At 65.3% G+C, this 12,975-nt stretch carries 10 protein-coding genes and 1 pseudogene; 4 read left to right on the top strand and 7 right to left on the bottom strand.

Going from position 1 to position 12,975, the window contains the following annotated elements:
* Window positions 1-77 precede the first annotated feature (77 nt).
* The 4 genes and pseudogenes from ACP69S_RS21275 to ACP69S_RS21260 all read left to right on the top strand — a co-directional run bounded on the left by ACP69S_RS21275 (window position 78) and on the right by ACP69S_RS21260 (window position 2,722).
* Window positions 78-734 carry an amidohydrolase family protein gene (locus ACP69S_RS21275; RefSeq protein ID WP_426000642.1) on the top strand — a complete coding sequence of 219 codons (657 nt, stop codon included), beginning with the start codon at window positions 78-80 and terminating at the stop codon, window positions 732-734.
* Between the two features lie 27 nt (window positions 735-761).
* Window positions 762-989 (top strand): annotated as a pseudogene (locus ACP69S_RS21270) (NPCBM/NEW2 domain-containing protein); the annotation flags it as partial.
* Between the two features lie 56 nt (window positions 990-1,045).
* The gene (locus ACP69S_RS21265; RefSeq protein ID WP_426000640.1) at window positions 1,046-1,357 is read left to right on the top strand and encodes a hypothetical protein; all 312 of its coding nucleotides are present in this window, start codon (window positions 1,046-1,048) and stop codon (window positions 1,355-1,357) included.
* A 45-nt stretch (window positions 1,358-1,402) separates the two neighbouring features.
* Window positions 1,403-2,722, top strand: a complete 1,320-nt coding sequence (locus ACP69S_RS21260) for an NPCBM/NEW2 domain-containing protein (protein WP_426000638.1) — start codon at window positions 1,403-1,405, stop codon at window positions 2,720-2,722.
* On the opposite strand, the gene ACP69S_RS21255 is transcribed toward ACP69S_RS21260, so the two are convergent.
* The 7 genes from ACP69S_RS21255 to ACP69S_RS21225 all read right to left on the bottom strand — a co-directional run bounded on the left by ACP69S_RS21255 (window position 2,703) and on the right by ACP69S_RS21225 (window position 12,766).
* Entirely contained in the window at window positions 2,703-3,323 is a 621-nt protein-coding gene (locus tag ACP69S_RS21255) for a DeoR family transcriptional regulator (RefSeq protein WP_426000636.1), read from the bottom strand. The genes ACP69S_RS21260 and ACP69S_RS21255 overlap by 20 nt on opposite strands.
* Before the next feature lie 114 nt (window positions 3,324-3,437).
* Window positions 3,438-3,635 carry a KGG domain-containing protein gene (locus tag ACP69S_RS21250; protein ID WP_426000634.1) on the bottom strand — a complete coding sequence of 66 codons (198 nt, stop codon included), beginning with the start codon at window positions 3,633-3,635 and terminating at the stop codon, window positions 3,438-3,440.
* Window positions 3,636-3,843: 208 nt separating this feature from the next.
* Complete coding sequence (locus ACP69S_RS21245; RefSeq protein ID WP_426000633.1) at window positions 3,844-4,722, bottom strand: transglutaminase family protein; 879 nt, start codon at window positions 4,720-4,722, stop codon at window positions 3,844-3,846.
* Window positions 4,719-7,229, bottom strand: a complete 2,511-nt coding sequence (locus ACP69S_RS21240; RefSeq protein WP_426000631.1) for a circularly permuted type 2 ATP-grasp protein — start codon at window positions 7,227-7,229, stop codon at window positions 4,719-4,721. The genes ACP69S_RS21245 and ACP69S_RS21240 overlap by 4 nt, the downstream gene beginning before the upstream one ends.
* A gap of 10 nt (window positions 7,230-7,239) precedes the next feature.
* The gene (locus ACP69S_RS21235; protein ID WP_426000629.1) at window positions 7,240-10,515 is read right to left on the bottom strand and encodes a DUF2126 domain-containing protein; all 3,276 of its coding nucleotides are present in this window, start codon (window positions 10,513-10,515) and stop codon (window positions 7,240-7,242) included.
* A gap of 123 nt (window positions 10,516-10,638) precedes the next feature.
* Window positions 10,639-11,517, bottom strand: a complete 879-nt coding sequence (locus tag ACP69S_RS21230) for a transglutaminase-like domain-containing protein (protein ID WP_426000627.1) — start codon at window positions 11,515-11,517, stop codon at window positions 10,639-10,641.
* 457 nt (window positions 11,518-11,974) lie between these two features.
* Entirely contained in the window at window positions 11,975-12,766 is a 792-nt protein-coding gene (locus ACP69S_RS21225) for a glutathione S-transferase family protein (RefSeq protein ID WP_426000625.1), read from the bottom strand.
* Window positions 12,767-12,975 lie beyond the last annotated feature (209 nt).

Genomic DNA, 12,975 nt, shown 5'->3' with positions numbered 1-12,975 from the left:
GGTCGGCGCCTTAAGACGCTCAAGGGCCTGACCCCCTACGACTTCATCTGCAAAATGTGGACAAAAGAGCCTGCAAGATTCAAGATCAATCCGATCCATCAAAGCCCGGGACCAAACATCACCTCGCGGCGACGGGCATTCCCCTGATCGCTCACCAGGGCGAGCCACGCAATTGCTGGCCGCCGGGCGACCAGATGACGACCAGGAACGATAAGGCCTATTTCAGCAACCACCCGGAATACCACATGTATCTCCACCCGGAGATGCCGCGCTATGAAACCCTGACGGCCAAGCGCGACAAAATGGTCGCCAATCACCCGAAGCTTCGCTTCGTCGGCGCGCACATGGGCAGCCTGGAGTGGAGCGTCGACGCGGCGGCGACGTTCCTGGACGCCCATCCGAACGCGGTGATCGAGCTGGCTGCCCGGATGGCGCAGATCCAGTATCAGTCGGTCCGAAACCACCAGAAGGTGCGCGACTTCTTCATCAAGTATCAGGATCGCATCCTCTACGGCACCGACCTCACGCTCAATCCCGGCGAGGACGCACAGGGGTTCAGGAAGGTGGCGCACGACTACTGGATGGCGGACTGGAAGTACTTGGCGACGGCCGAGACCCAACGCGTCGATGACATCGACGCCGATGCTCGCGGCCTGGCCCTGCCTCGGTCGGTGATCGACAGGATCTACTACGGCAACGCCAAGCGCGAGTTCTTCACCGGGCGTGAACACTGAACTCCAAGCCGATTGAAAAGAGGCTCCATGACCGTCCGTTCCCTGCTGGCCTCCGCCGCCGTCGCAAGCCTTCTCACCCTGTCGGCCCCCGCCCTCGCCCAAACCGGCCCCGTGGCCGACCCTCTGGCGGCCACCGGCAAATGGTCGATCCCCCAGCGGTCCCAGGCGCGCACCCCGCCCATGGGCTGGAATTCCTGGAACGCCTTTCGCACCGAGGTGGACGAGGCCAAGGTTGTGGGCGCGGCCCAGGTCCTGGTCGATAGCGGCCTGTCCAAGCTCGGCTACAACTATGTCAACATCGACGATGGCTGGTGGCTGGTGGCTGGTGGCTCAAGCGCCGGCAGTCGGACGGGCGTCTGGAAATCCGCACGGCGATCTTCCCGTCGGCCAGGATCAAGGGCAAGGACACCAGCTTCCGTCCCTACACTGACGCACTGCACAAGATGGGCCTGAAGGCCGGCATCTATACCGACATCGGCCGCAACACCTGCTCGCAGGCCTATGACCTGCATTCCCCCAACCCGCTCGAAGGCACGACGGCCGAACGCGAGGTCGGCCTTGAAGGCCACGTCGAGCAGGATATCGCGCTCTATTTCAAGGAGTGGGGCTTTGACTACATCTAGGTCGATGCCTGCGGCATCAATGTCTACGGCCCGGAAGCCGACATCGTGCGCAAGCATGCCTACACGCTGTCGCCGCCCCTGATCGACCAGATGTCGATCAGGGGCGGCGACGTGCCCGCCGTGCGAGCCCGCTATGTTGAAGTCGCTCAGGCGCTGAAGACCCACAATCCCGACGGCGACTACATCCTGGCGATCTGCAACTGGGGCTCGGCCGACGTCAGGTCGTGGGGCAAGAACGTCGGACACATGTGGCGCACCAGCGGCGACATCACGCCGACCTGGACGCGAATGCTGCACAATTTCGACAGCGCCTCGACCCGCGCGCTCTACGCCAAGCCAGGCGCTTGGAACGACCCGGACATCCTGTTCATCGGTCACGGCGAATTCGATCAGAACCACCTGATCGAGGCGCGTTCATATTTCGCGCTGTGGGCCATGATCAACGCGCCGCTGCTGATCAGCTACGACCTGCGCCAGGCCCCGCAGAGCCTGATGGACATCTGGGGCAATGCCGACATCGTGCGGCTCAACCAGGACCCCGGCGGCCACCAGGGCGTCATCGCCTACGCCTCGGACGATGTGCAGATCATCGTCAAGACCCTGGCGAACGGCAAGAAGGCCGTGGCCCTGTTCAACCGGGGTCTGGGCAAGACCGACGTGACCCTCACCGCCGCCCAGTTGAAATTCGCCGACGACGCCCCGGTACAGCTCAAGAACCTGTGGGACAAGTCTGCTCCGCCAGCATTCACCGGGGCGACCAACTTCACGCTGGAGCCGCGCCAGACCCTGGTCTTCGAGGCCTCTGGCCAGCGACAGCTCAGCGACGGTGTCTATCTGTCGGAAACGTCCCGCGACGTGAACGTGGCGGTCGATGGCGTGATTGCCCCCGAGGCCGATCCGGTCATTCACCGAATGTGCAACGCCTGGGGCGAGACCCGCGGCTCAGGCGAGCGCCCGACCTATGCCGGCTGGGGCGGGGCCCAGGCCGACGCGATGCCTTACGACCAAGCCCTGCGTATCGACGGTCAAGGCTTTGACACCGGCATAGGGGTGTTGGCCAATTCCCTCATCGAGGTGAGCAACACGGGCCATACACGCTTTGAGGCCCGGGTTGGGGTGGATGACTCCACGCGCAATACCAGGGACAAGGTGCGCTTCGCCGTCTATGGCGACGGCAAGCTCTTGGCCCAAAGCCCGCCGATGGGCCTGAGCAAGGCTCCACATGCGCTCACCGCCGACATCAAGGGCGTGCGCATCGTCGAGATCGTCGCCCGATCGGTGACCGCGACCAGCGACCTCCCCCTGATCGTCACCTGGGGGGCGCGGCTCTGCGCCGCTAAGCGCGTCAGGCCTTATAGAGGCTGATCCCCAGCTGCGCCGCCGCCTGGTCGATATAGTCCGGCGCGGCGGCGTCGGTGATCAGGACATCCAGGTCACCGACATCGATGATGCGGTGAAGACAGACCCTGCCGAACTTGGATGCGTCGGTGACCGCGATGATCTCACGCGCCGTCTCGACCATCTTGCGGTTCAGCTGCGCCTCGGCTTCGTGGTGGGTGGTGATGCCGAGCTCGACGTCAAAGCCGTCAACACCCAGGAAGAGCTTGTCCAAGAGCAGATCTTCCAGCGCCGCCACGGTCTGGGCGCCATAGGCGCGCGTCGCGACGCCGTGTTCTTCGAGATAGTGCAGATCCTTGCGGATGGTCTGCATCGATACCCCAAACTGCTCAGACAGGGGCGTGACCTGAACGCTGCCGCGGGTTCGGAGCATAGCCGTGATTTCGCGACGGCGTTCGGACGTGTCGCGCATCACCTTCACCGAGCCATCCGCCATAGACCGCATCTCCTGACCCAGCTGCGGCGACGCGGCACGGCTTTCGGCATTAGCGTGCATCAGCGTGCCGTCTAAGTGCTTCATCGTTAATTGTACGACAAAGCTGCCCCACTTGGCTTCCAGCAGCGCCATTGCGACGCTTTGGCGTTACGAACTGATGGAAAACGAAGGCAACTTTCCGGTCCAAGCCTAATTCGGCTTGCCGCAGCGGAGCTCGTCATCGGTGCGTTTGTGACCAGCAAGGGCCTAGGCGTTGGTTGACGAAGGTCTGGCTCGGCCGCCCTTGCTCCCCGCCTCGCTCGCAAGCTCTTTGCTCCGAGCGAAACTGCGCTTCTCAGCAGGTACGCTTGCACCGCCTTTAGCAGCGATAGCGCGACGCTGCTCTGGGTCCATTGCCGCGAAACCACGACGCGCCTTCTTCGGGGCGCTTTCAGTCTTTTGCATAACTTGTCCTCCTCGATGTCTAAGGCGGCAGAAACTCAATAGTTCCCGTGGGATAGAGCTATATATGACCCTTCTCCGCTCAGGGGTCGCGGCGCCGTCTTTGAGCCGTCGAATGTGTCCGGTTCCAACTGTAGCGCTGGGAGCGGCACGATCGACATTGTGGAATGTCGCTAGAGCGGAGCTTCAAGTACCGGGCAGTCGGGCCGGATCAACTGGCCGGAATGACGTCCACCGCCACCGTAATGACCTGGGCGCCAGGCCCGAGCACAACGCCGCCGATGGGCGCCACGTCGGCATAGTCTCGGCCTTTTGCCAGAACAATGTGGTCCTCGGCCACGACCAGGGCGTTGGTCGGATCGAAGCCTATCCAGCCGTCCGCCCCGCCGCACCACAGGGCCACCCAGGCATGGGTGGCGTCGGAGCCCTCCAGCCTTGGCTTGCCGGGAGCGGGATAGGTGCGCAGGTAGCCACTGACATAGGCGGCAGGCAGCCCCAGGCCCCGCAGGCCGGTGATCATGATGTGGGCGAAATCCTGGCAAACGCCGTGGCGCGCGTTGAAGGCCTCGATGGCGGGCGTCGAGACCTCGGTCGATTGCGGATCGTAGGTGAACTGGCTCTTGATCCGGCAGGCCACGTCGAAGGCCGCTTCCACCACGGGGCGTCCGGGGGTGAAGCTCTCGGCGACGTAAGCGGTGATCGCCGACTGCAGGCTGGTCGTCGCCGTCGGATAGAGAAAATGCACCGGCGAGGCGATATCGAGCGATCTGGAGGCGAAGGCCGCTTCCCGCACGGTTTCCCACGGAACGCCGCCCAGGGCCCCGACGGGTCGGGGTCGCGTTACATCCACGTTGGAGCGGGCGAGGATCTTCAACGACCGGTGCGGCGTCTCGATGGTGGCGGTGACGACCTGCTCGCCAAACTGCCCGACATGCTCGTCCAGCCGGATCGGCCGTGGCGTGATGGTCAGATGGCTGTCCAGGACCGCCTGGTCCGCCCCCTGCCACGGCGCGAGGCGCAGCGCGCAGCGCGCGAAGGTCACGGGCTTCTCATAGAGATAGGTCGTCAAATGGCGCACCTGATAGATCACGCCAGACCGCCCAGCTTCTTGGTCGGCGTCGCGTTCGACCCCTGCAGGAAATAGCGGTCAGTGATCGCATTGGAGAACGCCATCAGCAGGCGCTCGATCTCCATCGCCCTCTCGGTGTCCAGATCGGCGGCGTCGGCGGTTTCGACCTGGCTGGCCAGATGGACCATCAGCCGGGTCGGCTTTTCCGGCATGCCGTCGTCTTGCAAGGTAGGCAAGCAGGCCAGGTGCGTCTTCAGGGTAAGAATTTGGAAGGCTACCGAGCGCGGATTGAACGGGTCCAGGGACACCATGTCACGCACAGGACCCAAGGCCATCCCCTCCAGGTAGCGTGAGCGATAGGTGATCTGGCTGTCGATCAGGTCGAGCAACAGGTCCAGATCGTCCAGGGTCGCGTCGTCACTGGCCAATTGGCGCATCATCCGGCAGGTGTTGACGCCGCGTTCGATGCGGCCGCCCATATCCAGAAAGCGCCAACCCGCCACCCGGTTCATGTTTTCCTGGGTCAGGCCCGATAAGGCCGACAGGGTTTGCAGCGCGCCCTCGGCGCGCGCCAAGCCTTCGGCCTCGGTCAGCGCCTCCTGGCGCCGACCCTTGAGTCGGTCTTCCAGGTTGAGCAACAGCTTCCAGAAATCTTCCGACAGCCGCTCGCGCATGGTGGCGGCTGTACGGCGGGCCGCCTGCACGAGACGGATCACCGAACCATAGGCCGCCTCGTCATAGAGGGCGGCGGAGACGAAGTCGGCGACCTGATCGCCATTGGCGGCCTCGTCGACAGCGCCCCACTCGACCAGCAGGCCTCGCAGTTTCGACAGGGTCTCGCCGGCCCCATGCATGGCCGCGTCGGAGTCCATCAGACTGGTGCACAGGCTCCGCACCAGTCGCAGGGTGGCCTCCGCTCGTTCCAAATAGCGCCCGAGCCAGAACAGGTTGTCGGCCGCGCGGCTGGGCAGATGCCCCATGATCCGGCGCACCTTGACCTCGTCACGATGGGCCAGCAGCGAGATGCGCTCGACCGGCCGCTCCGAGAGCACCCAGACGTCCGCCGCCTGGGCGCCCTGACCCATCGACAGGGCGCGGGCGTCAGGCTGGTCCGAGATACGGCAGAAGCCGCCGGGCATGACCTTCCACCCGTCGGCGGTGGCGGTGGCGTAGACGCGCAGGACGAACGGGCTGGGCCGCAGCTCGCCGCCGCGCCAGGCCGGAGTTGTCGACAGTCGCACGACCTCCTGGCCGACATAGTCAACCGGCCGCGCGTCCATCGCCGCCAGCAACGACTCGCGCTCGGCGGGCGCGAGATCCGCGAGCATGCGCGGCCCTTGGGCCAGGGACGCATGACCCTGTCCGCTGAAAGCACGGGCGATGGCCAGGGTGTCGATGTTGCGGTGAACCTGCCGGCGTTCGGACGGCTGGCCGCACCACCATGTGGCGACATTGGGCAGTTTCAGCGGCTCGCCCAGCAGGCGGTGACTGAGGGCGGGAAGGAACCCCAGCAGGGCTCGCGACTCGATCAGGCCGGAGCCGGGCATATTGGACACCACCACTCCCCCGGCCCTGATCGCATCAAGCAACCCCGGGACCCCGAGGCGGGAGGCGCTGTTCAGTTCCAGAGGGTCGATGAAGTCGGCGTCGACCCGTCGCCACAGGACGTCGGCCCGCTTGAGGCCGGCGATGGTGCGCACATAGACTTGGCCGTCGCGCACGACCAGATCGTCGCCTTCGACCAGAAGGAAGCCCAGATAGCGGGCCAGATGGGCCTGCTCGAAATAGGTCTCGCTGAAGGGGCCAGGGCTGAGCAGACAGATGCGGGGGTCGCTGCGGTGGGCCGCCTCCGTCAGGCTGGTCCGGAAGTCACTAAAGAACGGTGCGAGCCGATGTACGTTCATCGCGTTGTAGAGATTGGGGAAGGCGCGCGACAACACCATCCGGTTCTCGAGCGCATAGCCCGAGCCGGACGGCGCCTGGGTGCGGTCATCGAGCACCCACCAGCGACCATCGGGTCCGCGCCCCAGGTCGGCGGCATAGAGATGCATGGCCCGGCCGCCGGCGGGCTTGACGCCGCGCATGGCCCGCACGAAATCAGCGCCGCCCGTCACAGCCGCGGCCGGCAGATGGCCTTCACTGATCAGGCGGGCGTCGCCATAGAGGTCAGTGAGCACGGCCTCGAGCAAAGTCGCACGTTGGGCCACGCCTTCGGCGATCACCGCCCATTCGCGCTCGTCCAGGATCAGTGGCAGCGGGCTCAGCGGCCAGATGCGTTCGTTGTCGTCGCCATAGATCCGGTGTGACACCCCGGCGTCGCGGATGTGGCGGGTCGCCAGGGCGAAGCGATCCTCGAACTCGCCCTCGGGGAATTCCGCCAGCGCCCCGAGAAACCGCAACCAGGCGTCTGGCGTCGTCCCGTCTGGCTGGATGAGCTCGTCAGGAACGTTGGGCAGCCGTCGATAGCCGCTGAGCCAGGCGTCCAGGCGAGTCTGAGAGGCCGCTTGGGCGGCGTCCCGATCTTGCACGGCGGAGTGGTCAGCGGGCAACGGGCGTCCTCAAGTCCAGGGTCAGCGGGAACTCGGCGGAGCGATGCTCGACCGGCATGACGATAGCCCCCGGCGTGTGGCCGTGTTCCTGGAACCGCGCAAGGCGCCGCGACTGAGCCTCATAAGAGTTCACCGGGAAGGTGTCGTAGCTGCGGCCGCCCGGATGGGTGACGTGATACACGCACCCCCCCAGCGAGCGTCCATTCCAGCGATCGAGGATGTCGAAGGTCAAAGGCGCATCGACCTCGCGTAGCGGATGCAGGCCGCTATGTGCCTTCCAGGCCTTGTAGCGCACGCCCGCGACGGCCTGACCCGAAACCCCGGTCGAGGTCATCGGCAAGGCCCGACCGTTGCAGGTGATGAGGTGTCGCTCGGGGATGAAGCCTTCGGCTAGGACCTGAAGACGTTCCACCGAGGCGTCGACGAAGCGCACGGTGCCGCCGCCAGAATTTTCCTCGGCCATCACGTGCCAGGGTTCAAGGGCATGGCGGATCTCCAGCTGGACGCCGCCATGCTCGACCCGACCATGGGCGGGAAAGCGGAATACGCGCTGGGCCTCGAACCAGATCGGGTCGAAGTCATAGCCTGCCCCGCGAAGGTCGCTCAGGACACCCAGGAAATCGGTCCAGACGAAATGCGGCAGCATGAAACGGTCGTGCAGCGCGGTGCCCCAGCGGACCAGAGGTCCGTCCTGCGGCTCTCGCCAGAACCAGGCGACCAGAGCCCTGATCAGCAGCTGCTGGGCCAGGCTCATCCTGGCTTCCGGCGGCATCTCGAAACCGCGAAATTCGAGCAGGCCAAGTCGCCCAGCCGGGCCATCGGGGGAATAGAGCTTGTCGATACAGATTTCGGTGCGGTGGGTATTGCCCCCAACGTCGGCCAGCAGGTTGCGGAACAAGCGATCGACCTGCCAAGGCGACGGAGCTTCGCCCGCGCCCGGAGCGGGCACGGCCGCCATGGCGATCTCAAGCTCGTACAGGGCGTCATGCCGCGCCTCATCGACCCGCGGCGCCTGGCTGGTTGGCCCAACGAACAGACCAGAGAACAGATAGGACAAGGAGGGATGCCGCTGCCAGTAGAGCAGCAGGCTCTTGAGCAGGTCTGGACGGCGCAGGAACGGCGAGTCGGGCGCCGTGGCGCCGCCGACCACCACATGGTTGCCGCCCCCGGTCCCGGTGTGACGACCGTCGATCATGAACTTGTCCGCGCCCAGGCGGGTGCGACGCGCCTCCTCGTAGACGCCGGTGGTGATGTCCACGGTCTGGCGCCAGCTGGCGGCGGGATGGACATTGACCTCGATCACGCCCGGATCGGGGGTGACCTTGATGGTGTTGATGCGTGGGTCGCTGGGCGGCGGGTAGCCCTCGAAGCGAAGGATCTGGCCCGTCGCCGCCCCGAGCGCTTCGACCTCGGCGACCAGCTCCAGATAGTCCTCGGCGGTCTCGACTGGCGGCATGAACACATAGAGCAGGCCGTCGCGCGGTTCGAAGATGATGGCGGTGCGCACATGGGGCGACGTCGCCGCAGTCTCCGCCGGGGATTTGCGCAGGTGCCCGTGGGCCGGCAGTGGGTCGCGCGGCTCGAAGGGATCGCGCTCCACGATGGAGGGATAGTCCTCGGGCGACAGTTTGGGCAGATCGCCCAGGGGCAGACGAAAGCCGATCGGAGAGTCGCCGGGAACCAGGAACATCCGGCCGCGCCGCAGGCTCCAAGCTTCGGTCATCCAGCCGCTATCCTGGCCGGTGCGCCAGCGGCGGATCGGCAGCACATAGCCTCGCGGTCGGGTGGGACCGCCGTCGAACGCCTTCAGCAGCCGAGCGCGCGCTTCCGGATCATCGATCGGCAGGTCTTCATCGTCGAAATTGGTCGGAAGCGCGCCTTCCTTGCCCATCCAGTGCAAGGGGTCCTCCAGAGCGGTGAGCACGCAACCCGGGTCCAGACCCAGGACCTCGGCGAACTGCGCGGCGAAGCGCGAGGCCTGCGGCGCCCCGGTCGGTTTGCCGCGCGAACCCAGACTTGGCTCCCGGCCGATCGCCTCTGGATCGCGCCAGATCGGCTGGCCGTCGGCGCGCCAGTGGAGCGCGAAGGACCAGCGGGGCAGAGGCTCGCCAGGATACCACTTGCCCTGGCCGTGGTGCAGCAACCCACCGGGCGCGAAGCGGTCGCGCAGACGCCGGATCAGGTCATCGGCGAGACGGCGTTTGGTGGGGCCGACGGCGTCGGTATTCCATTCCGCCGCCTCGAAATCGTCGATCGAGCAGAAGGTCGGCTCGCCGCCGAGGGTGAGGCGCACATCCTGTTCGGCCAGGTCCCTGTCCACAGCCTCGCCCAGGGCGTCGAGGGCGGCCCATCGCTCGTCTTCGAACGGCTTGGTGATGCGCACCGGCTCGATCAGCCGGGTCACCGACATGTCGAACTCGAACTCCACCTGCGCGGGTCCGACCACGCCGGTGATCGGCGCCGCGGAGCGATAGTGAGGCGTAGCCGCCACCGGGATGTGCCCCTCCCCGCACAACAGGCCCGAGGTCGCGTCCAGCCCGATCCAGCCGGCGCCGGGCAGATAAACCTCGGCCCAGGCGTGCAGGTCGCAAAAATCGACCGTTGTGCCCGACGGACCGTCCAGCGCGTCGATATCCGCCTTCAACTGGATCAGGTAGCCGGACACAAAACGCGAGGCCAAGCCGAGCTTGCGCAGGATCTGCACCAACAGCCATGCGCTGTCGCGACAGGACCCCGACGCCAGGGCGAGGGTCTGTTCGGGCGATTGGACACCGGGATCCATGCGAACCAGATAGCTGATCTCGCGCTGCAGACGGGCGTTCAGGTCCACCAGGAAGTTGATAGTGCTTGAACTGGAGGTCTCCAGGGTCTCGACATAGGCAGCCAGGGCGGGACTGTCGTCGTCGCAGACGAGATAGGGGGCCAGCTCGCCGCCCAGTTCGTCGGGATAGGCGAAGGGCAAGGTCTCGGCATAGGGCTCGACGAAGAAGTCGAACGGATTGACGACCGACATTTCCGCCGTGAGGTTCACCTCGACGGAAAATTCGCTGACGGGGGCGGGAAACACCAGCCGGGCTAGCCAGTTGCCAAACGGGTCCTGCTGCCAGTTGATGAAATGCTGAGCAGGCGTGATCTTCAGGGCGTAGCTGGGTATCCGCGTTCGCGTGTGCGGGGCCGGTCGCAGCCGCACGACCTGAGGCCCCATCTCGACAGGACGGTCATAGCGGTAGCGCGTCAGATGGTGGAGGGCGACGGTGATGGACAAGCTGTTCTCCAAAGACGCATGGATCTTGCGCCATGCGGCCTTCACATGCGCAAGACATAACTAGCCTTGCCAGCCGAGCATCTGGCCGCCAGCCAAATGTCGCCTTAATGGCTTGGTCGCCGATCAGAACGGCGATCGCGCCCTGATCTCGGGGCTCGCCACGCCCGTCGTGTCCACCACGTGGACCGGCAGTCCCTCGGCCGCCGTTTCGTAGCACCACACCCGGAACCCCATCAGAAAGTGAGGTCCAAACGAGCTCAACATCGCCACATCGGCCGCATCGCGACCATGCGCCACCACGATCCGGCCGACGCGCCGCACGTTGTTGCGAGGGTCGAAGGTGTGCCACTGACCGCCGAGATAGACCTCCATCCAGGCGCAGAAATCCATCGGATCGGCCACCGCGACACCAATGTCGCCCAGATAGCCGTTCACATAGCGGGCCGGAATGTTCATGCAGCGGCAAAGCGTGACGGCCAGGTGAGCATAGTCCCGGCAGACGCCGGTGCGCTCGGCGTGAGCGTCATAGGCCGTGCGGGTCGCGCGGGCATTCTGATAGTCGAAGCCGATGTGCTGGTGCGCGTAGTCGCAGATGGCCTGGACCCGGGCCCACCCGGGCGGGACCGCGCCGAACAGGTTCCAGGCCATCTGGCTGAGGCGATCCGTCTCGCAGTAACGGCTGCCCATCAGGTAGATCAGGCACTCGTCAGGCAGGTCGGCGACGGCATGCTGCTCGGCGTCGGGTTCGTAGGCGTCCAGCGCGCCGTTGGTCTCGATGACGCTGTCGCTCCACAGGGTCAGGTTTCCGGCAGGCGCTACGAAACGGCGGCAGGCGTTGCCGAACATGTCGCGATAGGTCGAGCTCTCGATCGGCGGTGTCATGAAGAAGGATTCCGGAATGCGGATATCCGCCTCACGCCCCTCACGAATGCTCAACAGGGTGACCATCGCCGTGGGCTGCTGACAGTTGACCGTTATTTCGTAGCCGTAGCGAATGAGCATTGTCGCCTCATAAGGAGATGTCGCCGCATGCGGCACGCGACAAGGCACGAGGGCGACAATGCGCGTGCAAACGCGCGACGGCCGACCGGGATGCGCTCTTCTGGCTGAAAAACGCCCGATCTAACAGAGATAGCGCGCTACGGAACGACATCCACCCGTATGCCTAAAGACCGGTCACATCGCCCTCGCTCTCCGTAGGCAGATAGGACTGGCGCGGGACCGCCCGACGCGCTCGCAACCGTCCTTCAGCTTTCTGCTTCCGTAGCGCCGATGCGCCATGAGCAAGCCCCCGACGCGACCGACGGCGAAATTCGTCGTGAACCTCCTGCGCTGCCGGCAAGAACGGGCTCCAGTCTCAAAGCGCGGACGCGGGGACTCCCCACAAACGATCTAGCGCGGTCCACGAATTCAAATGACGCGTCGCGCGATGAGCTGAGCTTTGGTCTGAATTTCCAGTCTAATTCTGCGGCGCCGGCGTTTGGCGCGGTCCGGAAGGCGCGTGTTGCGGCAAGCGCGGCAAACCACCGATCATGCCGTCGGGACGCGCCTTGGCGAGCATGCGCTGGTAGGCGGGCCGGGCCTCGATCTTGGCCTTCCAGGCCGCGACGTTGGGGAATTGCGAGACCTCGACCAGGTTCAGGCCCGTGGCCGCATTGAGCGGGAACATCATCATGATGTCCGCGCCGGAGAATGCGGGGCCGCCAAACCAGGGATGCTTGGCAAGGAAGTCTTCCGCGAACTGGACAACGGCCTCGGAGTCGACGAGGCGCGAGCGTTGCTTGGGCGGTTGCGCCATCCAGGCCCGATAGTCAGAGAACAGGCGCGCCGCCAGGCTGCCTTCGGCAAAGTGCATCCACATCAGGTAGGCGGGATAGTCCCGGCTATCCAGCTTGGGTTGGAGCCTTCCTGGCGCGTGCCGGTTCAGGATCAACTCGATGATCGCGCCGGACTCGACCAGGATCTGGTCGCCATATTTCACGGTCGGCGCCATGGGGACTACCGGGCTGAACTCGCGGATCAGCGCCATCGAACCGGCCAGATCGCCGCGCTTGAACTTCAGGTCGTAGGGGAGACCGAGTTCCTCCATCAGCCAGACGAGCCGTTCCGATCGGCGTCCCTCCAGATGGTAGATCGTCACCGGCGGCATAGGCGCGGCGGGCTTGGCGCTGGCCTTCGACGCCACGAGCGGCGCGGCGGCCAGGCCGGCCAAGGCGCCCAGTGACGCGCGGCGTCCCATAAGCTTTTTCATGTGGCTCTCCTTGAGAGTGGCTTGGTTGGAGAAAAATGGGGCGAGCCGGGAGCTGACCACACCGCTCGCGACAGCGCGGTCCGCCTCGCCCTAGATGTTTGGTCCCGGACTTTGATGGTGCACTATTTTCCGATGGTTGGAAGGATGCGTTATGGGGCAGGTACACCACGGGAGCGCCACAACGACAGCGGCTGTCCGTCGAGCGATAC

This window comes from Caulobacter sp. DWR1-3-2b1, assembly GCF_049895765.1.
GTDB lineage: Bacteria > Pseudomonadota > Alphaproteobacteria > Caulobacterales > Caulobacteraceae > Caulobacter.
This window is presented reverse-complemented; position numbering and strand designations above follow the sequence as displayed.